General features: G+C 66.0%; 18 protein-coding genes. 4 read left to right on the forward strand and 14 right to left on the reverse strand.

Going from position 1 to position 24,063, the window contains the following annotated elements; all coding sequences use genetic code 11:
* Window positions 1-352: 352 nt before the first annotated feature.
* The 3 genes from BWQ92_RS06690 to BWQ92_RS06700 are packed head-to-tail and all read right to left on the reverse strand — an operon-like array spanning window position 353 to window position 8,114.
* Window positions 353-4,237 (reverse strand): 1,4-alpha-glucan branching enzyme, encoded by a 3,885-nt coding sequence (locus tag BWQ92_RS06690; protein WP_076798835.1) that lies wholly within the window; start codon window positions 4,235-4,237, stop codon window positions 353-355.
* A 1-nt stretch (window position 4,238) separates the two neighbouring features.
* Window positions 4,239-6,035 (reverse strand): maltose alpha-D-glucosyltransferase, encoded by a 1,797-nt coding sequence (gene treS / locus BWQ92_RS06695; RefSeq protein WP_076798836.1) that lies wholly within the window; start codon window positions 6,033-6,035, stop codon window positions 4,239-4,241.
* 6 nt (window positions 6,036-6,041) lie between these two features.
* A complete protein-coding gene (locus BWQ92_RS06700) occupies window positions 6,042-8,114 on the reverse strand; it encodes an alpha-1,4-glucan--maltose-1-phosphate maltosyltransferase (protein ID WP_076798837.1) in 2,073 nt (690 codons plus the stop codon).
* A 131-nt stretch (window positions 8,115-8,245) separates the two neighbouring features.
* On the opposite strand from BWQ92_RS06700, the gene glgP reads away from it, so the two are divergent.
* Window positions 8,246-10,864: an alpha-glucan family phosphorylase gene (glgP, locus tag BWQ92_RS06705; protein ID WP_216639993.1), complete on the forward strand. Its 2,619-nt coding sequence runs from the start codon at window positions 8,246-8,248 to the stop codon at window positions 10,862-10,864.
* Between the two features lie 39 nt (window positions 10,865-10,903).
* On the opposite strand, the gene BWQ92_RS06710 is transcribed toward glgP, so the two are convergent.
* From BWQ92_RS06710 to glgX, 3 genes are read right to left on the reverse strand one after another with little or no spacing between them, the layout of a single operon-like run.
* Window positions 10,904-11,260 (reverse strand): barstar family protein, encoded by a 357-nt coding sequence (locus BWQ92_RS06710; RefSeq protein ID WP_076798838.1) that lies wholly within the window; start codon window positions 11,258-11,260, stop codon window positions 10,904-10,906.
* A 4-nt stretch (window positions 11,261-11,264) separates the two neighbouring features.
* Entirely contained in the window at window positions 11,265-11,792 is a 528-nt protein-coding gene (locus BWQ92_RS06715) for a ribonuclease domain-containing protein (RefSeq protein WP_076798839.1), read from the reverse strand.
* 17 nt (window positions 11,793-11,809) lie between these two features.
* The gene (gene glgX, locus BWQ92_RS06720; protein WP_076798840.1) at window positions 11,810-13,930 is read right to left on the reverse strand and encodes a glycogen debranching protein GlgX; all 2,121 of its coding nucleotides are present in this window, start codon (window positions 13,928-13,930) and stop codon (window positions 11,810-11,812) included.
* A 113-nt stretch (window positions 13,931-14,043) separates the two neighbouring features.
* On the opposite strand from glgX, the gene BWQ92_RS06725 reads away from it, so the two are divergent.
* Window positions 14,044-14,853 (forward strand): carbon-nitrogen hydrolase family protein, encoded by an 810-nt coding sequence (locus BWQ92_RS06725; RefSeq protein WP_076803560.1) that lies wholly within the window; start codon window positions 14,044-14,046, stop codon window positions 14,851-14,853.
* A 268-nt stretch (window positions 14,854-15,121) separates the two neighbouring features.
* On the opposite strand, the gene rlmB is transcribed toward BWQ92_RS06725, so the two are convergent.
* The 6 genes from rlmB to BWQ92_RS06755 all read right to left on the reverse strand — a co-directional run bounded on the left by rlmB (window position 15,122) and on the right by BWQ92_RS06755 (window position 20,119).
* Complete coding sequence (rlmB, locus tag BWQ92_RS06730) at window positions 15,122-16,117, reverse strand: 23S rRNA (guanosine(2251)-2'-O)-methyltransferase RlmB (RefSeq protein ID WP_076798841.1); 996 nt, start codon at window positions 16,115-16,117, stop codon at window positions 15,122-15,124.
* Between the two features lie 90 nt (window positions 16,118-16,207).
* Window positions 16,208-17,671, reverse strand: coding sequence for a cysteine--tRNA ligase (gene cysS, locus BWQ92_RS06735; protein ID WP_076798842.1), 1,464 nt, complete (start codon window positions 17,669-17,671; stop codon window positions 16,208-16,210).
* A gap of 32 nt (window positions 17,672-17,703) precedes the next feature.
* Window positions 17,704-18,030 (reverse strand): hypothetical protein, encoded by a 327-nt coding sequence (locus tag BWQ92_RS06740; RefSeq protein WP_076798843.1) that lies wholly within the window; start codon window positions 18,028-18,030, stop codon window positions 17,704-17,706.
* Window positions 18,031-18,159: 129 nt separating this feature from the next.
* Window positions 18,160-18,684: a 2-C-methyl-D-erythritol 2,4-cyclodiphosphate synthase gene (gene ispF / locus BWQ92_RS06745; RefSeq protein WP_076798844.1), complete on the reverse strand. Its 525-nt coding sequence runs from the start codon at window positions 18,682-18,684 to the stop codon at window positions 18,160-18,162.
* Between the two features lie 23 nt (window positions 18,685-18,707).
* Window positions 18,708-19,490 (reverse strand): 2-C-methyl-D-erythritol 4-phosphate cytidylyltransferase, encoded by a 783-nt coding sequence (gene ispD, locus BWQ92_RS06750; RefSeq protein ID WP_076798845.1) that lies wholly within the window; start codon window positions 19,488-19,490, stop codon window positions 18,708-18,710.
* A 146-nt stretch (window positions 19,491-19,636) separates the two neighbouring features.
* Window positions 19,637-20,119 (reverse strand): CarD family transcriptional regulator, encoded by a 483-nt coding sequence (locus BWQ92_RS06755; protein ID WP_003801164.1) that lies wholly within the window; start codon window positions 20,117-20,119, stop codon window positions 19,637-19,639.
* Window positions 20,120-20,460: 341 nt separating this feature from the next.
* Here BWQ92_RS06755 and BWQ92_RS06760 point away from each other — a divergent pair, with 341 nt between their 5' ends.
* Window positions 20,461-21,021 (forward strand): hypothetical protein, encoded by a 561-nt coding sequence (locus tag BWQ92_RS06760; RefSeq protein WP_076798846.1) that lies wholly within the window; start codon window positions 20,461-20,463, stop codon window positions 21,019-21,021.
* 133 nt (window positions 21,022-21,154) lie between these two features.
* On the opposite strand, the gene BWQ92_RS06765 is transcribed toward BWQ92_RS06760, so the two are convergent.
* Both BWQ92_RS06765 and BWQ92_RS06770 read right to left on the reverse strand, forming a co-directional pair.
* Entirely contained in the window at window positions 21,155-21,835 is a 681-nt protein-coding gene (locus BWQ92_RS06765) for a response regulator transcription factor (protein ID WP_003801167.1), read from the reverse strand.
* Window positions 21,832-23,121 (reverse strand): sensor histidine kinase, encoded by a 1,290-nt coding sequence (locus tag BWQ92_RS06770; RefSeq protein ID WP_076798847.1) that lies wholly within the window; start codon window positions 23,119-23,121, stop codon window positions 21,832-21,834. The genes BWQ92_RS06765 and BWQ92_RS06770 overlap by 4 nt, the downstream gene beginning before the upstream one ends.
* A gap of 203 nt (window positions 23,122-23,324) precedes the next feature.
* On the opposite strand from BWQ92_RS06770, the gene phoU reads away from it, so the two are divergent.
* The gene (gene phoU / locus BWQ92_RS06775; RefSeq protein WP_076798848.1) at window positions 23,325-23,987 is read left to right on the forward strand and encodes a phosphate signaling complex protein PhoU; all 663 of its coding nucleotides are present in this window, start codon (window positions 23,325-23,327) and stop codon (window positions 23,985-23,987) included.
* The last annotated feature ends 76 nt before the right edge of the window (window positions 23,988-24,063 follow it).

A 24,063-nucleotide genomic window follows, 5' to 3' on the forward strand; every position in this document is an offset into this window, starting at 1 on the left:
CCCGGCAATTCAACCAATCAATAAAAAATCGGTATCAATAAACTTGGCACACTATTGAGTTCTCAAACAACAGACACACCCGGCACCACCCAAACCAACGTTCAGGATCGCTCCGGAGCAACTTTTCAAACATACCCGCTCGCTTCGTCCGAGTCAAATCGGCGGTTTCCGTCCGGCCCAGCCTGTGGCTTCCGGATCTCCCTGCCGATTCGCTCCATGGAGCGGCGCGGAAATAAACTCTACCACTACCTCCCCGGAATGCCAAGTGGGCCGAAGCAACGCCGGGGAGGCCCCGGAATCTCAAGGGATTCCGGGGCCTCCCCCTGGTCGTGGACCGAGGAACCAGAGTGACTCAGACGAGCGGACCGCCCGGCAAAGCCGACTTCCCGGTGTCACCCTTCGGCTTACCACCGTCCGGTTCAACAGCCGGAGCCTCAGCACCCTTAGGCTCAGCAGCCCGGGTCACAGCACCGCCCGGACCGGCAGTCGGGGAAGCGGCAACACCGGATCCAACCTCACTGGCTTTCGCCCGGGCCGCGGCCGACGTGGTGATCACACCGGAGTCGGCCGGCCGGAAGTACGCAGCACCCAAGGGCGGCAGCGTCACCGTCAGAGTGGCAGGCTGGCCGTCAATCCCCTCGTCCTCTGCAACCAGGGTGCCGCCGTTGAGGACGCCCGATCCGCCGTACTCCTTCGAGTCGGTGTTGAGGACCTCGGTCCACGCTCCGGCGGACGGCACGCCAAGGGCGTATTCCTTGTGCGGGCCGCCGGAGAAGTTCACGGCGAAGACCAGTGGGTTGCCCTCGGTGTCCCACCGGACAAAGGTCAGGACGTTGCGGTCGGCGTCTGCCCCGTTGATCCACTGGAACCCGCCCGGCTCGTTGTCCCGGGAGTACAGCGCCGGCGTCGACCTGTAGAGCTCGTTCAGGTCCTTGAGCAGCAGCTGAACACCGCGGTGTGCCGGAATCTCGGCGAGCCACCAGTCGAGTCCATGCTGTTCGGACCACTCGGCTTCCTGGCCGAATTCGGTGCCCATGAAGATCAGCTGCTTGCCCGGGTGCGCCCACTGGTAGCCGAGGAAGGCACGGAGGTTGGCCAGCTGCTGCCAGCGGTCACCCGGCATCTTGCGGAGCATGGAACCCTTGCCGTGGACAACCTCATCGTGGCTGATCGGCAGCAGGAAGTTCTCGGTGGAGGCGTAGACCATGGAGAACGTCACCGTGCCGTGGTGCCACTTGCGGTTGACCGGGTCTTCGGAGGCGTACTTGAGGGAGTCGTGCATCCAGCCCATGTTCCACTTGAGCCCGAAGCCGAGGCCTCCCTGGCTTGTCGGCGCCGTGACGCCGGGGAAAGCGGTGGATTCCTCGGCGATCATCACGGCACCGGGGTGGGTTTTGTACACGGTGGCGTTGGCCTCCTGGAGGAACGAGATGGCCTCCAGGTTCTCGCGGCCGCCAAAGCGGTTGGGTTGCCACTGCCCGTGTTCCCGGGAGTAGTCCAGGTACAGCATGGAGGCGACGGCGTCCACGCGCAGGCCGTCGATGTGGAACTCGTCGAGCCAGTAGAGCGCGTTGGCCACCAGGAAGTTCCGGACTTCGGTGCGGCCGAAGTCGAAGATCAGGGTGCCCCAGTCCGGGTGCTCGCCCAGGTTCGGGTCGGCGTGTTCGTAGAGCGGCTGCCCGTCAAACTGCGCCAGGGCCCAGTTGTCCTTCGGGAAGTGTGCCGGCACCCAGTCCAGGATGACGCCGATGCCTGCCTGGTGGAGGGAATCCACGAGGTAACGGAACTCATCGGGGTGCCCGAAGCGCGAGGTGGGCGCGTAGTAGGAGGTGACCTGGTAGCCCCAGGAGCCGCCGAAGGGGTGCTCGGCCACGGGCATGAACTCGACGTGGCTGAAGCCGAGCCACTTCACGTATTCCACGAGTTCCTTGGCCAGTTCGCGGTAGCCGAGGCCCAGGCGCCAGGATCCGAGGTGCACCTCGTAGACGCTCATCGGCGAGTTGTGCGGGTCCCGTGCGGCGCGTTCCTTCATCCAGTCCGCGTCCTTGAACTGGTAGTGGGATTCAACAACCCTCGAGGCGGTGAGCGGGGGCACCTCGGTGCCGAAGGCCAGGGGGTCGGCCTTTTCCACCCACCAGCCGCCCTTGGTCTTGATTTCGAACTTGTAGCAGGCGCCGGCCTGCACCCCGGGGATGAACAGTTCCCAGACGCCCGAGGAACCGAGGGAGCGCAGCGAGTTTTCCCGTCCGTCCCAGGCGTTGAAGTCGCCCTTGACCCGGACCGCTTCCGCGTTCGGCGCCCACACGGCAAAGGACACGCCGTCGATGTCGCCCAGCGAGGACTTGTAGTGCTGCACGTGCGCGCCCAGCACAGTCCACAGCTTCTCGTGGCGTCCCTCGCCGATCAGGTGCAGGTCCACTTCGCCCACGGTAGGCAGGTAACGGTACGGATCATCCACGGTTATGGGTTCGGCACCTTCGTAGGTGACCTCGAGGCGGTAGTCCGGCACGTGGCCGTGCTGCAGCGGTTCCAGGACCGCCACCCAGACGCCTTCGGACTCGTGGGTCATGGGCACGGTTCCGGCCTGCGTCACCACGTTGACCGCTTCCGCGAGGTGCTTGACGGTGCGGATGGTCACGTGACCGTAGTTGTCCAAATGCGCACCAAGCACCGAGTGCGGGGCATGGTGTTCACCGGCCGCGACGCGTGAGAGCGTGTGCGCGTCCACGTGCAACGGTGCGTGGGGACTGTCGGTATGTGCAGAGCCTGTCATCTTCTTACCTTCCGCTGCTGCTCCGGCCGGTTCGCCGGAGCTTTTAGTGCTGAGGAGCCGCCTGGCCGCATTCACCGGAATGGCCAGCCAGCCCGGTCGGTTGCGCAACTCGTACACGACTTCGTAGAGCGCCTTGTCCAGCCACAATGCCACAAACAGCGGCGAATTTCGGTCCACCGTTCCGGGAGCGACCTCGGCGTAGCCTGCCAGGAACGCCTCCGTGCAGTCGTCCACCCAGGACTCGGGGACGCGGACACCCGGCTGTTCCCGCTCGGCAGCGCCCGCGGCATAGTCGAAGGAGCGCAGCATGCCGGTCACGTCCCTCAGCGGGGCGTCGGGGAAATTGCGCTCGGAGATGGGCCGGAGCGGCTCCCCCTCGAAGTCAAGGATGGCCCAGCGGTCACGGCCGCCTTCGGCGCCGGGCACCTGGAGGATCTGGCCGAGGTGAAGGTCACCGTGGATGCGCTGCAGCGCACCGGCGGGAGTGCCTTCCAGCTCGCTGAGCAGGCGTTCCAGCCCTTCCTGGTAAGGTCCGACGGCGGGCGCAGCCTCCATCCACATCTGACGCATGCGCTGGGCTACTCCGGGGGCAATATCCCCACCAGGAACCGCTTCGGCCGAGACACCCAGCGTTTCGGCGAGCCTGCGGTGGACAGTTGCCGTGGCATGGCCGAGGGCATGCGCCTCGGCGGTGAAGTCCACTCCCCCGGCCGCCGCGTCGACCGCGAGCCGCCACGCGTCCCGGCCCCCGGCCAGGAATTCGTGGGCCACCGCCAGTTCACCCTGGGCGGGGCCGCCGCCCGCGGCCCCTTCCTGGGGAAGCTGGCTCTGCGGGTACCACTCGCCCGTGACCCAGCCCAGCGTGGCCGGGACCTCCGGGGTTCGCGCCGCGGACAGGGCGGCCCCGACTTCCACTTCGGGGTTTTTACCGGCCGAAAGCACACGGAAGAACTTCACAATGGCCGCGGAGTCGCCGTCGTCCACTATCACTGAAGTGTTGGACTGTTCACCGGACAGGACACGGACAGTTCCGGTGGCCTGCGGCAGCGGCTGGCCGGCTCCGGATAGGTGACCGGTGACGGTGCCGGCGGTTTTTCGTGACCGGATCAGGTCCAGCCACGCGCCGATGAACGCGGGGTCGTGGACGGCGTCGTAAACCCAGCGGTGCCCCTGCTCCGCGTCGTCACTTTCACCGATCAGTGCCCGTTCAGCACCGGGCAGCGGCTGGCTGCGGTAGCTGAGCGGGATCTGCACAACATCGGTGCGGGAAACGCCGTCGGCCGTTGTGGAGACGATGGAGGCGAGGAACACCTCCAGGCCGGCCTTGCCGGTGGCGTCCTCCAGCAACAGGCCGCCCACCGGCGCCAGGGTGAAGTCCGGGGACTTCACCGGAAACCATCTCTGGGCCGGGAGCCAGTCGCGGAGCAGTTGTTCGAGTGTGGGTGTCAGCATGGTTTGGGTCATCTCATCCCTCAATCGACAGTATCGGCATCGCTTGCGTAAAGGGTGAAGCTGGGTTGGAGGCCATGGACCTCAGGCGCAGCCAGAAGAAGTCGTGGCTGCCCAGCGTCAGTGTCAGGTGTCCGTCGTCGCCGATGCCGGGGAACGGCTGTCCCCCGAAGACATCCCGCAGGCCCCGTCCGGAAAAGTCCGGAAGCCTCAGGGTGGAGGACACCGGGTGCTGCGAAAGATTGAAGACGCAGAGGATGGTTTCAGCCGGTTCGCCGGCAGCGTTGCCCTCCGGAAGTTCGCGCAGGTAGGCCAGCACCACCTCGTGGTCCGCCTCCACGTGCTTGAACGCCCCGAGCCCGAACGCCGGATGGTTCTTCCGCACGCTGAGGATCTGCCGGGTCCAGCGCAGCAGCGACCCGGAGTGGGCGGCTTCGGCCTCGACATTGGCCATGGCGTAGTTGTAGACCAGCGATTGGATCACCGGGAGGTACAGCTTGCCGGGATCGGCGTTGGAGAACCCGGCGTTGCGGTCGGGGTTCCACTGCATCGGGGTGCGGACGGCGTCGCGGTCCTCGAGCCAGATGTTGTCGCCCATCCCGATTTCGTCCCCGTAATACAGGAAGGGGCTGCCCGGCAGGGACAGCAGCAGGGCGTTGATGAGCTCGATTTCCGCCCTGGAGTTGTCCAGCAGCGGCGCCAGCCTGCGCCGGATGCCGATGTTGGCCCGCATGCGCGGGTCCGGGGCGTACCAGCCGAGCATGGCGGCACGCTCATCGGCGGTGACCATTTCCAGCGTCAGCTCATCGTGGTTGCGCAGGAACGTCCCCCACTGGGCACCCTCAGGAATGTCCGGGGTGTCGTGCATCGTCTCGATGATGGGGGCGGCCTTCTGGTCCCGCAGCGCATAGTAGAGCCGCGGCATGATCGGAAAGTGGAACGCCATGTGGCATTCCGGTTCCTCCTCGGTGCCGAAGTACTCCACCACCTCGTTGGGCGGCTGGTTGGCCTCGGCGATGATCACCCGGCCGGGGTAGCTTTCGTCCACCATCTTCCGCAGCCTGCGCAGGAACTCGTGCGTTGCCGGGAGGTTTTCGCAGTTGGTCCCCTCCTCCTCGTACAGGTACGGGATGGCGTCCGCCCGGAACCCGTCGATCCCCTGGTCCAGCCAGAACCGCACGACGTCGAACACGGCGTCGATGACCTTCGGGTTTTCGAAGTTCAGGTCGGGCTGGTGGCTGAAGAACCGGTGCCAGAAAAACTGCCGCCGGATGGGGTCGAAGGTCCAGTTGGATTCCTCCGTGTCCACGAAGATGATGCGCGCATCCTGGTATTTCTCGTCCGTGTCGCTCCAGACGTAGAAGTCGCCGAACGGGCCCTCGGGATCCTTCCTGGACTCCTGGAACCAGGGGTGCTGGTCCGAGGTGTGGTTCAGCGGAAGGTCGATGATGACCCGGACGCCCCGCGCGTGGGCCTCGGCCACCAGTCGCTTGAAGTCGCTGATGGTGCCGAACTCGTCCAGCACGGAGTTGTAGTCCGAGATGTCATAGCCGCCGTCCCGGAGGGGGGACTGGAAGAACGGCGGGAGCCACAGGCAGTCCACGCCCAGCCACTGCAGGTAGTCGAGCTTCTCGATCAGCCCGTGGAAGTCGCCCGAGCCGTCGCCGTTGGCGTCCGCAAAGCCCCGGACCAGCACTTCGTAAAACACCGCTTTCCGGTACCACAGCGGGTCATGCTGCAAACCGGGTGCATTGAGCTCGAACGTGCTCTTGGGTGTGAAGTGCTGGGTGGGGCTCTGCGGACTGAAGCTCACTGGCGGCTACCTCCGGATGCTCAGGATGTGTGCAGGTTCAACATGCGCATCCAGCCTCACGTAGTTGTACTCCCCCCATTCCCACGACTGGCCGGTGATCAGGTCGTCCACCCAGAAGCCGCCGTTCGGGGTGAGCTCGCTCGGGTCAAGCCCCAGCGCAGCCAGGTCCAGCGACACCATGCCTTCCCGTGCGCTGTGCGGGTCCACGTTGACCACCACGATGATGGTGTCCCTGGTGCCGTCCGGGAGGGTCTTGTGCTTGGAGTAGACCACCGTGGCGTCGTCCGTGCACTGGTGCAGGGTGAGGTTCTGCAGGTCCCCCAGCGCCGGGTGGGCCCTGCGGATTTCGTTGAGCTTGGTCAGGTACGGCGCCAGCGTCCGGCCGGAGGCGTTCGCCGCGTCCCAGTCACGGGCCTTGTACTCGAACTTCTCGTTGTCGATGTACTCCTCGGCACCGGACCGGGCCACGTGCTCGTACAGCTCGTAGCCGGCGTACACGCCCCACAGCGGGCTCGCGGTTGACGCGAGGGCAGCCCGGATCTTGAACGCCGCCGGACCGCCGTACTGCAGGTACTCGGTGAGGATGTCCGGAGTGTTGACGAAGAAGTTGGGCCGGAAAAAGGCAGCCGATTCGTGGCTGACGTGGTGGAAGTACTCCTCCAGCTCCTTCTTGGTGTTGCGCCACGTGAAGTAGGTGTAGGACTGCTGGAAGCCGGCCCTGCCCAGGGCGTGCATCATGGCGGGGCGGGTGAACGCTTCGGCCAGGAAGACGACGTCGGGGTCCTTCTTGTTCACCTTGGCGATGAGCCATTCCCAGAACCACACCGGCTTGGTGTGCGGGTTGTCCACCCGGAAGATCTTCACACCGTGGCTGACCCACAGCTGGACGATCCGCAGGATTTCCTTGGACAGGCCCTCGGGGTCGTTATCGAAGTTGAGCGGGTAGATGTCCTGGTACTTCTTCGGCGGGTTTTCGGCGTACGCGATGCTGCCGTCCACGCGGGTGGTGAACCACTCGGGGTGCTCGGTGACCCAGGGGTGGTCCGGTGCCGCCTGGAGTGCCAGGTCGAGCGCCACCTCGAGGTTGAGCTCATTGGCCCGCGCCACGAAGGCGTCGAAGTCCTCAAAGGTTCCGAGGTCCGGGTGGATGGCGTCGTGCCCGCCTTCCTTGGCGCCGATGGCCCACGGCGAACCCGGATCGTTCGGTCCGGCAATCAGGGTGTTGTTGGGGCCTTTGCGGTGCTGCACGCCAATCGGGTGGATCGGCGGCATGTAGATGACGTCAAAGCCCATGCCGGCGACGGCGTCCAGCCGCTGGGCGGCGGTCCGGAAGTTGCCGGACGTCCACTCGCCCGTGTCGTGGTTGCGCACCGCGCCCTCGGAGCGCGGGAAGAATTCGTACCAGGATCCGCGGCCGGCGCGGTCCCGCTCAACCAGCAGGGGGAACTGTTCGGAGACGGTGACGAGCTCGCGGATCGGCTCGCGGTCAACGACGGCGGCGACGTCGCGGCTGAAGCCGGCGGCCAGGCGGTCTTCGGGCGACAGAGAGGTGTCGGACAGGACGGTGGCCGCCGAGCGCAGCGTCTGGCGGTCAGAGTCGTTCCGGGCCGGCTCCTCGGCTGCCTCCGACAGCAGTGCCGCCCCTTCCGCCAGCATCAGTTCGACGTCGATGCCCGCGTCCACCTTTACCTCGGCGTTGTGGTGCCACGTGCCGTAGCGGTCGTGCCACGCCTCGATGACGAAGGACCACTTTCCGGTGGAATCCGGGGTGATCAGGCCTTCCCAAAGGTCGGTGCCCTTCCCGCGGTCACCGGCCGGGGGCTGCAGCCGGACCCGCTGGCGTTCATTGCCCTTCGGATCCAGGAGGACCGCGCTGACGCCCAACTGGTCGTCGCCCTCGCGGAAGGACCTGGCGCTGACCACGATCCCTTCACCAGGCAGCGCCTTGGCCGGGAACTTCCCCCCTTCGACAACAGGCTGAACGTCCGTGATGGGGAAGCGGCCAAACCGGAGGCCTTCCGTGATCGAAACTTTCGGCGTTTGCTTTGCTGGGGCACTGGTTCGCGTGTTTGTCGTCACAAGCTCGACGTTAGCGAGAAATGGGGCGGATTGCTAAGCCTGCGAACTTAATTATTGAGGCGATTCGTCATTTACCGGAAAGTAATCGAATGCAGTTCCTGCCGTTCACCTTGTCCATTAGTGTGGCGCAGGTGAAGGCAATCCGCAGATTTACTGTCCGTACCGTTCTTCCCGAGCCGATCCGGCCGCTGGCAAGGTTGGCAACCAACCTCCGCTGGTCCTGGCACCGGCCCACCCGGGAACTCTTCGAAAGCCTAAACCCGCGGGTCTGGGCCCAGTGCGGCAACGACCCCGTCAGCTTCCTGGGCCTGGTGGGCCGCGAAGAGATGCACCGGCTCGCGACGGACAAGGACGTGGTGGCCAGGGTCCAGGCGGCAGCCGCGGACCTGGACCGGTACCTGACGGAACCCCGCTGGTACCAGGGGCTGGGCAGCGACGCCCCCGCCTCCATTGCCTACTTCTCCCCCGAATTCGGCATCACCGAAGTGCTGCCGCAGTATTCGGGCGGCCTCGGCATCCTCGCCGGCGACCACCTGAAGGCCGCCTCCGACCTTGGCGTGCCGCTGATCGGCGTCGGCCTGCTCTACCAGGCCGGCTACTTCAAGCAGTCGCTCTCCCGTGACGCCTGGCAGCAGGAGACCTATCCCGTCATCGATCCCGACGGCCTGCCCCTGACGCTGCTGCGGGAGCCGGCCGCGGACGGCAACGGCAAGCCGCTGGAAATTTCCCTGCCGCTGCCCAACGGACGGCACCTTGCCGCACACATCTGGCGTGCCGACGTCGGACGCGTCCCCCTGCTGCTGCTGGATTCCAACGTCCCCGGAAACGACGACGCCGCCCGCAGCATCACCGACCGCCTGTACGGCGGCGGCGGCGACCACCGCCTGCAGCAGGAGCTGCTGCTCGGCATGGGCGGGGTCAAGGCGCTGCGCGCCTACCAGAAGCTCACCGGCACGCCCGCCCCGGAGGTGTTCCACACGAACGAGGGCCACGCCGGGTTCCTGGGCATCGAACGGATCCAGGAACTGATGTCAGGCGAGCAGGCGCTCACCTTCGACGAGGCCCTCGCCGCCGGACGCTCGTCCACCGTGTTCACGACACACACGCCGGTTCCGGCCGGCATCGACCGCTTCGAGGCCGCGCAGATCCAGCACTTCTTCGAGGCCGGCCTGGCCCCGGACGTCCCCACCTCACGCATCCTCGACCTGGGCCGCGAAAACTTCCACGAGGGCAACCCCTTTGTCTTCAACATGGCCGTGATGGGCCTGCGCCTCGCGCAGCGGGCCAACGGCGTGGCCAAGCTCCACGGCGAAGTCTCGCGTGGCATGTTCTCCGCACTGTGGCCGGGATTCGACCACTCGGAGGTGCCGATCACCTCCGTCACCAACGGCGTGCATGTGCCCACGTGGGTGGATCCGCGCATCTCGAAACTCGCCCGGGAGCGGTTCGGCCCCGACACCGAGCTGACGGGCCGCTGGGACCTGGCATACAACGTGTCCGATGCCGAGGTCTGGGCGCTGCGACGGGAGATGCGCGTTTCCCTCGTGGAGGACGTGCGGCGCCGGCTGCGGGCCGCGTGGAAGAAGCGCGGCGCAGCCGATGCGGAGCTGGCCTGGACCGATTCCGTGCTGGACCCGGACGTCCTGACCATCGGGTTCGCCCGCCGCGTGCCCACCTACAAGCGGCTGACCCTCATGCTGCGGGACCCGGAGCGGCTGAAGGCCCTGCTGCTGCACAAGGATCACCCCATCCAGCTGGTCATCGCCGGCAAGTCCCACCCGGCGGACGATGCCGGCAAGAAGATGATCCAGGACCTGGTCCGGTTCACCGACGATCCCGCGGTCCGGCACCGCATCGTCTTCCTGCCGAACTACGACATCGCCATGGCCCGCACACTGTTCCCCGGGTGCGACGTCTGGCTGAACAACCCGCTGCGGCCGCTCGAAGCCTGCGGCACCTCCGGCATGAAGGCCGCGATCAACGGTTCCCTGAACCTGTCCGTCCTGGACGGCTGGTGGGATGAGATGTACGACGGCGAGAACGGCTGGGCGATCCCTACGGCCAACAACGGCGCGTCCGCCGACGAGCGGGACGACATCGAGGCGGCGGCGTTGTACGAGCTGCTCGAGACGCAGGTGGCGCCGCGGTTCTACGGCAGCACCGTCTCCGAGGCGGCCGGCGCCGCCGGGCCGTCGGAGTCCAGCCACGAGAAGATTCCCACGCACTGGGTCTCCATGATCAAGCACACGCTGGCCCACCTTGGCCCGGCCGTCTCGGCGGAACGGATGCTGCAGGACTACGTCAACGTCCTGTACCGGCCGGCGGCGGTTTCGGGCCGCGAGGCGGTGGCGGGTTCCTACGCCCAGTCCAAGGCGCTGGCAGCATGGATCGCCAAGGTCCGCGCGGCCTGGCCCCAGCTGCACGTGGAGCACGTGGACTCGCTGGGCGTCTCGGAGGACCCGCAGATCGGCGACACCCTCCAGGTAAACGCCTACGTCGGGCTGCACAACCTCTCGCCGCAGGACGTCGCCGTCGAGGTGGCGTACGGGCAGGCAGCCGACAACGACGAACTGGCCAACGTGACGCTGGTGGAACTGGAAGCCAAGGAGGAACTCGGCAACGGCCGCTACCTCTTCGCCGGGTCCATCGTGATCGACCGCTCCGGTTCCTTCGGCTACACCGTTCGGGTGCTGCCCAAGCACGACGCCCTCGCGTCCAAGGCCGAGCTGGGCCTGATCGTCAACGCCTAGACGCTCCTGATGTAGCCCGCGGCGCAGTTGCGCCGCGGGCTACAGCAGCACAGCTATGACCGCCAGGTCCTTGCCGGCGTAGCTCTCGGCGTCCTGGAGGATCTCGCAGATGACGCCGAAGGTGCGGTCGCTGCGGAAGGCCGGCGGCACCTGCCAGATCACCGTCAGTGGCTCCGCGCCGTCGTCGGAAATGGCGTCAGCGAAGTCGTGGAGTGAGTCGTTGAGCGCATCCAGGTTCACGCCGAAGTGTTCCGGAAAGTCCAGGGCCTCGCCGAAGGCGGCAAGCACGGACTTCTTCGAATCGGCAGCCGGAACCAGCAGGCTGCGGCGGCCGGCGTCCGCCGCCTGGTCCTTCAGTTCCTCGAGGGTCCAGGTGTCGCCGGAGTAGATCTTCATGGTGCTATTTGCCTTCTGCTATGAACTTGAACGTTTCGTAGTGGTCTGCCGTGTAGTACTTGTCGCCGGCCTGTCCCGCCACGATCCTGCGGGCTCCCCGGTCCGATTCGCCGGGCGTGGGAACCGTGTACTCCTTGTAATACCCGCTGGCCTTGCGGGGCAGGATGCGCTCGAAGTTGCCGAACGTCACGCCGTCGCGCGTGTACGGGTAGGGTCCGCCCTGCCGGATCAGTGCGAGGGTCCGCCGGCCTTCGGCGGGCAGCTGGGACTCCCGGATGGCGGGGAGGCCGGCAGCGTTAGGTGCGCCGGTGGCTTTGGACGACGACGGCGGTGCTGCGGCGGGTGCCGACGTCGCGGAAGTGGGTGCCGGCGTCGAAAAGGCGGGGGCCGGCGTCGCGGTTTCCTGCAGTCCCGCGCTCTGCCCACCCGTCCCGGGGGGTGCGCCGCCCGGTGCGATGAAGAGGTTGAAGACTGCGAGGGCAGCGACGGCGAGCCCCAGCAGCAGCGTTCCGAGAGCCCAACGCCTGCGCATGCCTGTTTCCCCGAAGCCTATGTGCGGTAGATGTTGATGGTGTAGGCCTGCACCTCGTCAGGCTCGCCGGACGCGACGAGGGTGCCCTGGCGCCGGTCGTGAAGCTCGGACGTGGTGAGGCGAAGGTCGAACACCCGCTTGCCGGTGCCGTCGTCGTTGGCCACCCGTGGAAGGGTGACCTCGATGTCCTCGGGGCCGCCGTTGACCACGATGAGTCCGGCCACGGGTCCGTCGTCAGACCCGAGGAGCAGCTGAACTACCCGGTTCCCGTTGTCGTTCCAGCGGTCCATGGACATGGGCTGCCCGTTCCGGTCATACCAGTACAGATAGGAGCGGGCGTCGCGGACCGGGTAGTCGTGCGGCTGGGCGGCCAGGAACTCCCCGCGCAGCCGGATGACACGCTTGGTGCTGCGGAGCATGGCGTGGGATTCCGGCGTGCTGGTCCAGTCAACCCAGGTGAGCGGGTTGTCCTGGCAGTAAGCGTTGTTGTTGCCCTGCTGGGTGCGGCCGAGCTCGTCCCCCGCGGTGATCATGGGGACGCCGAGGGAAATCATGAGCGTGGCCATGAGGTTGCGCTTGCTTTGGGCCCGGCGGGCCAGGATGTCCTCGTCCTCGGTGCGACCTTCGAAACCGTGGTTGTAGCTGCGGTTGTCGCCGTGCCCGTCCCGGTTCTGCTCACCGTTCGCCTCATTGTGCTTGCGGTCGTAGGATACGAGGTCGGTCATGGTGAAGCCGTCGTGGGCGGTGATGTAGTTCAGCGAGGCCAGGCGCGTACGGCCCGACGGTTCGAACAGGCTGGCTGAACCTGACAGGGCATCGGCCAGCCGGGCCACGGATCCGCCCCGGCCGCCGTTGTCGAGGGCGGCCCGGTCGGCTACCCAGAAGGAACGCACAGCGTCGCGGTAGTGATCATTCCAGTCCACCCAGCCGACGGGGAAGCGTCCGGTCTGCCAGCCGCCGTATCCGATGTCCCACGGTTCGGCGAACAGCTTGACCTTGGAGAGCGAGGGGTCCCCGGCAACGGCTTTGAGGAAGTCGTGGTGGGGATCGAATTCGTTGGCTGCGTTCCGGCAGAGCGTGACGGCCAGGTCAAAGCGGAAACCATCAATGTGGAACTCGTCCACCCAGTACTTCAGCGAGTCCACCACCATTTGGATGACGCGCGGTTCGGCGAAGTTGAGTGTATTGCCGCAGCCCGTGGTGTCAACGTATTTGCCGTGGCCGTCGGTGCGGTAGTACTTCTGCTCGCCGAGCCCGCGGAAGCTCAGGGTGGGACCGTCCGGACCACCTTCTGCGGTGTGGTTGTAGACGACATCAAGGATGACCTCGATGCCGGCCGCATGGAGCAGCTTGACCATGTCCTTGAACTCATCCTGGACAGCCTGCGGCCCGGCTTCCTGGGCGGCCTTGGTGGCGTACGCGGGGTGCAGGGCAAAGAATGCGGCCGTGTTGTAGCCCCAGTAGTTGGTGAGGCCGAGGTTCTGGAGGTGTGGCTCGTCCAGGTGGAAGTGCACCGGCAGCAGTTGCAGGGCGGTAATGCCAAGTCCCGTGAGGTGCTCGATCATGGCGGGATGGGCCATGCCGGCGTACGTGCCGCGCAGCGCCTCTGGAATGTCCGGATGCAGCATGCTCTGCCCGCGGACATGTGCCTCGTAGACGATGGTGCTGCGCCACGGGGTGTCCGGCTTCTGGTCGCTGCCCCACTCGAAGTCGGAAGAAGTCCTGACGCTGGTCAGGAAGCCGTCGCGTTCGTCGACGGCGCGGCCGTAGGGGTCGAGCAACAGCGGCTGGCCGCCGTCGCCGTCAAAATCGACTGTGGGGACCGCAAGCGGGAGGGCCTGATCGCCTTTCGGGGAGGCTTTCGGAGCCGCGCGGAAGCCGTACCGGGTTCCCACCGGAAATCCGTCCACCACGCCGTGGTGGATACCGCTGGGGAGAGCGGACAGGGCGTGCAGGCGCCAGCTTTGCCCGGGTGCCTGGTACGCCACCTCGAGCGTGGTGATGCCGGGCGCATAGACCGCGACGCTTGCGCGGCTGCCGGATTTGCCCACCGGAGCGTGGCGCGCTTCGCGGACCCCGAGGGGAAAGGCCTGGGAGTCGTCCACCGTCAGGGCTGTGTCTAAGAGGGGCATTACCATCAATTAAAGCTTAGCCGTCACAGCAAAATAGCTGATCTTGTCCCGCATGTTACGCGTAGAGGGCTGTGGCGGCACTGCTGAATGCTAAATGACGCACTGACGTGGAGGTTTTCGTGAAGATTGCATTGGCCCAGATCATCACCGGAAGGGATATCGCCGGGAACCTCAGTGTGGTTGAGGAATACGCGCGCCGCGCCAAGGACGGCGGGGCTGAGATGGTCGTCTTCCCCGAGGCCACGATGCGCGCGTTCGGCAATTCCCTGCTGGACATCGCCGAACCCATAGACGGCCCCTGGGCCAGCCGTATCCGCTCGATAGCTGACGAGCTCGGGATCGTGATTGTTGCCGGAATGTTCACCCCCGGTTCACCATCCCCTGAAGGACAGACGAAAGTCCGCAACACGCTGCTGGTGACCGGGCCGGGCGTGGAAGCCAGCTACGACAAGGTGCACCTCTTCGACGCCTTCGGCTTCCTGGAGTCCGATACCGTGGACGCCGGGACCGGCCCCGTGACGTTCGACGCCGGCGGCCTCACCTTCGGCCTGGCCACCTGCTACGACATCCGCTTCCCGGCCCTCTTCACGGCCAACGCCGAGCGCGGAGCGGTCGCGAACATCGTCTGCGCCTCCTGGGGTGCCGGTCCGGGCAAGGTGGATCAGTGGCAGTTGCTGGCCCGCGCCCGCGCGGTGGACACCACCACCTATGTCCTCGCCTGCGGCCAGGGTGACCCCGCCACCATGGGCGTCGAGCCCCGCGGCGCAGCGCCCACCGGCGTCGGACACAGCGCGGTTGTCTCACCTTTCGGCGCGGTCCTTGAAGAGCTCGACGGCGCCCCCGGCCTCCTGTTCGCTGACCTCGATCCCGCACTGGTCAAGGAAGCCCGCACCAAGCTCCCGGTCCTGGCCAACCGCCGCGAGTTCTAGAAAAAACCCTCCCTCACCTCCTGCCGCCCACACCCAAGCCCTCCATCAGCTCCTGCCACCCAAACCCAAACGCTCCATCAGCTCCTGCCACCCAAACCCAAACGCTCCATCAGATCCTGCCGCTAGATCGACAACGCTCCCTCACGACGTGAAGGAGCGATTGCCGTTTGGCTGCGAAAGCTGATGGAGCGTTGGGCTTTTTCCTGCGAAAGCTGAGGGAGCGTTTTGGACAGCGGGGCGCGGCGGGATCGGCCGCCGGCGCGTGGGCTTACTTGGAGGCGCGCTGGCGGGAGACTTCGTAGAGGGAGATGCCGACTGCCATGGAGGCGTTCAGGGATTCCATCGCGGAGTCGATCGGGATGGAAACGATCTGGTCGCAGTTCTCCCGGACGAGGCGGCTCAGGCCCTTGCCCTCGGAACCGACCACGATGCAGACCGGTTCAGTGGCGAGGGTGAGGTCCGGCAGCGAAACGTCGCCGTCGCCGTCGAGCCCCAAAACGAAGACGCCCATGTCCTTGAACTGCTTGAGGGCATTGTTCAGGTTGGAGGCCCGGGCCACCGGGACGCGGACGGCAGCGCCGGCGCTGGTCTTCCAGGCCGCAGCCGTGACACCGACGGAGCGGCGCTCGGGGACGATGACACCGTGGCCGCTAAATGCCGAGACCGAGCGGATGATCGCGCCGAGGTTGCGGGGGTCAGTGATGCCGTCGAGGGCAACAAAGAGGGGCGCGTTTGCGATGTGGCCCTTCTTCCAGCCGGTAACTGTCTCTTCGGCCAGCTCGTAGGCATCCTGGTACTCGTACGGCGGGATCTGCAGCACGAGGCCCTGGTGCACGGCGTCGTCGGTCATCCGGTCCAGCTCGGGCTTGCCGGTTTCCAGCAGCGGGATGCCCCGTTCGGCGGCGATCTTCAGCGATTCCTTGACGCGGTCGTCCATCTCGATGCGGATGGCCACGTGCAGCGCCTTGGCCGGAATGCCGGCGCGGAGAGCCTCGACGACCGAGTTGCGGCCGGTGACGACTTCCTCGGTGGCACGCCCCTTCGGGCCCGACCGGGCACCGGCGCTGCGGGTGCCGCTGCCTGACCGCTTGGCTGCGGAACGCTCGGCGAGCTGCTTGTTCTTGTACGCCTTGTGGTACGGGCGGTCCTCGGCCTTGGGGGTTGGCCCCTTGCCCTCGAGGGCCTTGCGGCCGTGGCCACCGGTTCCGGTGGTGGGGCCCTTCTTGTTCTTGCGGATTGCGCCCGGGCGACCGTTGTTGGCCATGATTCCACCTTGTTTGTATTGGGTAAGTCTGCACTCCAGTCTACTGACTGGCGTTAAATCGTCGGTCAGGCGGGCCAGCGGCCGGGAATGCTAGCCGCGCTGCAGGCTCCACGTGGCGCCGTCGGCGTTGTCCTCCACCAGGATGCCTGCCGCCGCAAGGGTGTCGCGGATGGCGTCCGAGGCGGCCCAGTCCTTCCTGGAGCGGGCTTCGGCGCGGGCGGCGAGCTGCGCCTCAATCAGCGTCCCAAGAGCACTGGTGGTCTGGTCGTCAACTGCCGGCTGCGCGGCAGCGCTGATGCCCAGGACCCGCAGCATCTCGGTCACGCCTGCAAGCGCCTGCCGCGTTGCCTCGAGGTCGCCGTCGGTGAGCGCCGAGTTACCGGAGCGGACGGTGTCGTGCAGCACGGCGAGGGCCTGCGGCACGTTAAGGTCGTCATCCATGGCCGCGGCGAAGGCGTCCGGTACCGTGCCGTGGCTGCCAAACAGCAGGGCACCGTCGGAAGACAGCGCCCGGAGGGCGCGGGCAATGAAGCCGTCAATGCGCTCGACGGCGGCTGCGGCCTCCTGCAGCGACGTCGGCTGGTAGTCCAGCACCGAACGGTACTGCGCCTGGCCCAGGTAGTAACGGACCACGCGGGGCGGCGCGAGCTCCAGCATCTCCGCCGGGCTGACCGTGTTGCCGACGGACTTCGACATTTTTTCGCCCTGGTAGGTGACCATGCCGTTGTGCATCCAGAAGTTGGCGAAGCCATGGCCGGCCGCCTGGGACTGCGCCATCTCGTTTTCGTGGTGCGGGAATCGCAGGTCCAGGCCGCCGCCGTGGATGTCGAACTCGGTGCCGAGGTACTTCGTGACCATCGCCGAGCATTCGAGGTGCCAGCCCGGACGGCCGGCGCCCCACGGCGAAACCCAGCTCGCCGTCGTCGGCTCGCCTTCCTTGTGCCCCTTCCACAGGGCAAAGTCGCGGGGGTCCTTCTTCCTGTTGCTGAATTGAGGTTCGACGTCCGTGGCCCCCTGCATGTCGTCGATCTTCTGCCGCGTCAGGGCACCGTACTTATGCCAGGAGCGCACATCGAAGTAGACGTCACCGGAGCCGTCGAGGGCAGGGTAGGCGTGGCCGCGGTCAATCAGCAGCTGAATGAGCGCGTGCATCTCCGGAATGTGGCCCGTGGCCCGCGGCTCGTAGGTGGGGCGGGAGACCCCGAGGGTGTCGTAGGCCTTGAGGAACTCCTGCTCATAGCGGTAGGCCAGCGCCCACCACTCCTCCTCCGGCACGGCGCCGGGTTCCTGCTCGAAATCCGGGTGAAAGGAGGCCTCGGACTTGGCGAGGATCTTGTCGTCAATGTCAGTGACGTTCCTGACCACCGTGACGCGGAAGCCGCGGTATTCCAGCCAGCGGGTGAGCTGGTCGAAGGCGATGGCGGAGCGGATGTGCCCCACATGCGGCATGCCCTGCACCGTGGCACCGCAGTAATACAGACTTACCTTGCCCGGTGCCAGGGGAACGAAGTCGCGGACTTCGGCGGATGCAGTGTCGTAAAAGCGCAGGGTCACCGCTCCAGATTAGCCGATGCCAATGTTCCCGCTTACTTGCAGACCTCGCCGATCCTGTTGTTTTGCCTGGCAAGCTCCGCCGTCTGCTCGGAGGTCTTGGTTCCCAGCGATGTGCCTGCCACCTGCTTCATGATGTCGGCCATCTTCTGGATGGGGTCCGCAACTTCCTGGGCCACCTTGTCGGCGACCTCCTGGTAATGCTTGGCGATCTGGTCGGCCTGCTGCTGCTGGTTGCCCGTGGGCTTGAACGTGTCCCCCTGCAGGAACTTGCAGCTTTCCTCGACGCTCATGCGCGGGCTGCCGGCACAGCCGGCCAGAAGCATCCCTGCGATCACGACGGCGGGAAGCAACTTTTTCACGGCGGGTCTCCTGGGATTGCGGTACTGGTGCTTATTCCAGCGTAGGCGATGCTGCCGGATGGGCAGCGGCGATGTGGGTCAGCTGGCCGGCGGGGCAACTCGCCGGCCGGGCAACTGGACGGCAGGGCTCTACACGGCCGGGTAGACGAGGGCCGTGGCCACAGCGGAGATTCCTTCGCCGCGCCCGGTGAAGCCGAGGCCGTCGCTGGTGGTGGCGCTGACGCTGACGGGGGCGCCCGCGGCCTCGGTGAGAACACGCTGGGACTCTTCCCGGCGCGGGCCGAACTTGGGCCGGTTGCCGACGAACTGCACGGCGATATTGCCGATCTCGAAGCCGGCTGCCCTTGCGATGCGGGCAGCTTCGGCCAGCAACGTAACCCCGGAGGCACCTGCGAATTCGGGGCTGTCCGTGCCGAAGTGGGTGCCCAGGTCACCGATGCCGCAGGCGGAGAACAGTGCGTCCGCTGCTGCGTGGGCGACGGGATCGCCGTCGGAATGGCCGGCGAGGCCCCGCTCCCCCTCCCAGAAAAGCCCGCCCAGCCAAAGGGGCTGCGGGTCGCTCTCCGGAGCAAAGGCGTGCACATCGATGCCGATGCCTGTCCGGGGCAGGAGCGGGGTCCGCGAAGCGTTGTTGGTCGGATTCGTGCCGTTCATTGAGCCTTCCGTCATATGGTGTGTCAGCCCTCCACCCAGCGGGCGCCGAGGGGTCCCTCGAGCAGACCCTCAGCGATGATGAGGTCAAGGGGGGTGGTGATTTTCAGGGACTGGCTGGCGCCGCGGACGGCGTGCACTGGCACGCCGAGAAGCTCCACCAGCATGGCGTCGTCGGTGACCGCGGCCGCCTGGCGCTCATCGAAGCCCTCGGCTGCCTCATGCGCTCGCCGCAGCACGGGGAGCTGGAAGCCCTGCGGGGTCTGTACTGCCCTGAGCTCCTCGCGGGGCGCGGTTCCGGTCACGAGTTCCGGTGCGACATCCGCGGCCTGCCCCTCGGTCGCGGCGACCGTCTTGACCGTGTCCACCACGGGAATCACCGGAATCACTGCTTCGGCGCCGGCGGCGAGGGCCTGGGCCACGCGGTGGAAGACGTGCTCCGGGGTCAGGGCACGGGCGGCGTCATGAACCAGAACCGCCTCGGTGCCCTCCTCCACGGCGGCCAGTGCGGAACGCACCGAATCCGCCCGGGAGGCACCGCCGTCGACCATTGTCAGGAGCGGCCCGCCGTCCACCAGCTCCACGCGGAAGTCCTCACAGAGCCGGCGGAGCTCCTCGTCGCCGGCCGGAAGCGCGATGCACACCTGGCTGGCGATGCCAGCCGCGACGATGCCGCGAAGCGCATGCATCAGGATCGGTTCACCGCCCAGCGGCACGGCCGCCTTCGGCATGCCGTAACCCAGCCTCTGCCCGGAACCGGCGGCGACGAGGATCACGGCGGTAACGGGGCGCTTGGGTGCAGTGTTCATGCGCTCTAGCCTACGTCCCTGCGGGATCCCCCTCCATCACCCCAACCATTACCTAGGTGGGGATGAGCCAGACGTTTTCGGGCAAGAAGAAACCCCGGCGGCACCTTGCCACCGGGGTTCAATTCTTCTTAGGAAGCTCCTGCTACTTAGGAAGCCAGGACCTCGTCGAGAACGCTGGCAGCCTTCTCTTCGTCGGTCTTTTCAGCCAAAGCCAATTCTGAGATCAGAATCTGCCGGGCCTTGGCCAGCATTCGCTTCTCGCCTGCGGAAAGGCCCCGGTCGTGATCGCGGCGCCACAGGTCGCGGACGACCTCTGCAACCTTGATGACGTCACCGGAAGCAAGCTTCTCCAGATTTGCCTTGTAACGACGCGACCAGTTGGTGGGCTCTTCAGTGAACTCGGCACGAAGCACATCAAACACGTGCTCCAAACCGTCTTTGCCCACTACGTCGCGTACCCCAACGAGGTCAACGTTTTCTGCTGGAACTTCAATGGTCAGATCACCCTGAGCCACCTTGAGCTTGAGATACATCTTCTCTTCGCCCTTAACAGTGCGCATCTTGATCTCTTCAATTTTTGCTGCACCGTGGTGAGGGTAAACTACTGTCTCGCCGACCTCAAAAACCATGTGGACTTTCCCCTTTCCCGCAGACCAGTTTATCACGATTAAGGCATATGACTGGCATGGATACGGGTCGGGAACCCCGTAAATCCGCGGAAAATGGCCGAAATCAGCCCCTCAGACCCCTTGACGAATGCGAACAATAGTGCATCGCATGCGCGCCCACAAGCGCTACGCGCGGGTAGTTGGGCACCCTCCTGGAGGCTTTGTGGGGCACGCAAACCGGCATCGCAGAGGCCAGTCATGTGGAGGGGCCGAATCCTTGTTTGACCCTCTTTGCCGATAGGCTATGCCTGAAAACTGTTTCAAAGACTTTTCTAGGAGTGCGTGACGTGCGTTTCACTGCGATGAACCGGGGCCAGAGCGGCAAGATGGCAATGGCGGCAGCCGCCCTGAGCATCGGGCTGCTGGGCCTGACGGGCTGCGGCTACGTCAACGCCCAGCAGACCTCTCACCAGTACGCCGCCTCCGACGGAACGCGAGCCGACGTCGGCCCGGTCCAGCTCCGGAACATGCTGATCGTGTCCGCGAACGAGAACCAGCCGGGCCGCGTCATTGGCGCCGTCTACAACTCCTCCTCGGAGGACGTCAAGGTCACCCTCAAGGGGGCCGAAGGCGCGCAGACTGAAGTTCCGGTCAAGAAGAACTCCTACACCCTCCTGAACGAGTCCGCCGACGAAGCCATCCTGAGCTCGGCCGGCGGCCGCCCGGGATCCCTCGTGGACATCCAGGTCACCGAAGACGGCACCAACGTCAACAAGACCGTCAAGATTCCTGTGGTGGACGGTACCCTGCCGGAATACGCTGCCTACCTGCCGGGCGGCGCGCCCACCGAGTCTGCCACCCCGACCCAGACCGCAACGCCGAGCGAGGGCGGCACGCACGCACCTGCCGAAGGCGGCCACTAATAGGGCAAGGCCACTAGGGCTGCAACACGCAGAAGGAGGGGTTCCCGGCCGGGAACCCCTCCTTCTTCGTGTTGTCAGTGCTTCCTGCAGTATGCGCGGTCCCGTGGACCACTCCCCCGCCGGCAGCTGGCTATTACGGTTCGAACTTGTAGCCCAGCCCGCGCACGGTGACCAGGTAACGCGGCAGGGACGGGTCCGGCTCGATCTTGCTGCGCAGCCGCTTCACGTGGACGTCGAGCGTTTTCGTGTCGCCCACGTAGTCGGAGCCCCACACCCGGTCGATCAGCTGGCCGCGGGTCAGCACGCGGCCGGAGTTCCGCAGCAGCATCTCCAGCAGTTCGAACTCCTTCAGCGGCAGCGACACCTGTTCGCCGTCGACACTCACCACATGACGTTCAATGTCCATCCGGACGGGGCCGGCATGGACGGTGGAGGAGATGAGTTCCTCCGGTTCGCCCTGGCGTCGCAGCACCGCGCGGACACGGGCCACCAGCTCGCGGGAGGAATAGGGCTTCGTGACGTAGTCGTCGGCACCCAGCTCCAGGCCGACGACCTTGTCGATCTCGGTGTCCTTGGCGGTCAGCATGATGACCGGAACGGTGGAGCGCTGCCGCAACTGACGGCAGACCTCGGTGCCGGACTGTCCCGGCAGCTGGAGGTCGAGCAGCACGAGGTCCGCCCCGTTGCGGTCGAACTCCGTAATGGCGTCGAGGCCGTTGTCCACAACCTCTACTTCGAACCCTTCCTTGCCCAGAAGATAGGACAGGGGGTCGCTGAACGACTCCTCATCCTCGACAATAAGAATCCTGCTCAAGCGTTAGCTCCTCGTTCGTGGACGCCGGCGGCGTCGTGTACTTCCTTGGCCTGTTGCGGCCGGTCAGGCTGGCCCTGCGATGAGGCGGGGGCCTGTGCCTTGGCTTCCTGGACAGCTGCGCGATCGGTCTGGGCGGCACCATCGGACTGGGGGGCAGACTCGTCCTCCTGCCCTTCCATCTCCGGCAACCGCAGGGTGAACGTCGAGCCCTGGCCTGGCTGGGACCAGAGCGTGACTTCGCCGCCGTGGTTGGACACAACGTGCTTGACGATGCTCAGGCCGAGGCCGGTTCCGCCGGTGTGGCGGGACCGGGCGGAATCCACCCGGTAGAAACGCTCGAAGACCCGTTCCTGGTCCTCGGGCGAGAGGCCTTCGCCCTGGTCCGTGACCGAGACGGAAACCAGCCCCTCCTTGGACCGCACGCCGATGCCTACGCGGGTATTTTCCGGCGAGTACCGGATCGCGTTGTCGATCAGGTTGCGCAGCGCCGTAACCAGCAGGTCGCGGTCACCGTACACCTTGGCCTGGGCGCGGCCGCCAATGACGATCTGGATGTTCTTGCTCTCGGCCGGCAGCTGCGACCGGTCCACGGCTTCTGCAATGACGTCGTTGATGTCCACAGGGTGCCCCTGCTGCGCCACATTCGCGCCCTGCAGCCGGGAGAGCTCGATGATGTCCTGCACCAGCGCAGCCAAGCGGGCAGACTCCTTGTGCATGCGCTTGGCGAAGCGGCGGACGGCATCCTCGTCGTCCGCCGACGATTCCAGCGCTTCGGCCAGCAGTGAGATGGCGCCCACCGGGGTCTTCAGTTCGTGGGAGACGTTGGCCACGAAGTCGTTGCGGATCTCCTCGGTGCGGGTGATCTCGGTGCGGTCGTCGGCCAGCAGGACAATGTATTCCTCGCCGAGCATTGCTGCCCGGACCTGCACAATGATGGTGCCCTGCCCGAGCGGTCCCCGCGGCAGTTCCAGCTGCCGCTCAAGGATCACGCCGTCACGCCGGACGTTCGCCGTCATGTCCAGCAGCTCGCGGTGCACCACCGTGTGCCCGCGCACGAGGCCGTAAGCGTAGGCCGCCGGGCTGGCCCGGACGACGCCGTCGATTGCGTCCACCACCACGAAAGCCTGCCCGACGACGGCGAGGACCTGCGCGGAGCCCTGGGGCAGCGCCGGTTCGTCGTACTCAATCTCCACGAGCTCGCGCTGCTTCTCGCTGGCACGGAAAGCGAGCACGCCAAAGACGCCGAACGACAGGCCCAGCAGGCCGGCGATGACACCTAAGAGCATTGGATCCACGCCTCCAGCTTATGCTTCCGGCAAGCCCCAATATCCGATAAACAGCCCAAGCGGTACGGATTCAGCTAACGTTCATCTTGGGATGTGTAACAGTTCACCGAACACTGGAAGAGTGTGCGGTTGGACTGCCGGAACGGTGACACGAAATTCTGACCGCCGCAGCGGGGCGGAGTTTCCGAGGAAAGGACGCCTACGTGCGCAAGGTTTTTCAGGAGGAGCTGGCCCATGTGGGCGAGGACCTCATCGAGATTTCAAAGCTGGTCAGCGAAGCGATCGGCAAGGCAACCACGTCATTCGAGAGTGCCGACGTCGATCTGGCCCAGGACGTCATCGCCGCGGACGCCAGGATCGACTTCCTGCAGAACAGCCTCGACGAGCGCGCCATCGACATCCTTGCCCTGCAGGGGCCGGTGGCCAGCGACCTGCGCATGATCGTCGGGTCGCTGCGGATGAGCGCATCCCTGGAGCGCATGGGCGATCTAGCCCGCCATATCGCCCAGCTCGCCCGGCTGCGCTTCCCCGCCAACGTGATTCCGGAGTCGCTGAGCGGGACCTTCAAGAGCTTCGCGGAGCAGGACATCGAGATCGCGAACAAGCTCACCCAGCTGCTGGAGACCCGCGACCTCGAGGTTGCCCGGGACATTCTCAAGGCCAACTCCGCGGTGAACGACCTCCACCTCAGCGTCTTCAAGGCGATCGCCCGCCCGGACTGGCAGGAATCCCCCGCCACCACGGTGGACGTGGCCCTCGCGAGCCGCTACTTCGAGCGGTTCGCTGACCACGGTGTTTCCGTGGCGCAGAAGGTCACCTACCTCGTGACCGGTGCATGGCACCCGAACAGCATCGAGCACGGCTGATAATTCCCGCCTGTACTTAAACGGACGACGCCGGCTGGTCACCTGGGGTGACCGGCCGGCGTCGTCCGTTTTGGTT

Origin of the sequence: Arthrobacter sp. QXT-31, assembly GCF_001969265.1 — a bacterium.
Classification (GTDB): domain Bacteria; phylum Actinomycetota; class Actinomycetes; order Actinomycetales; family Micrococcaceae; genus Arthrobacter.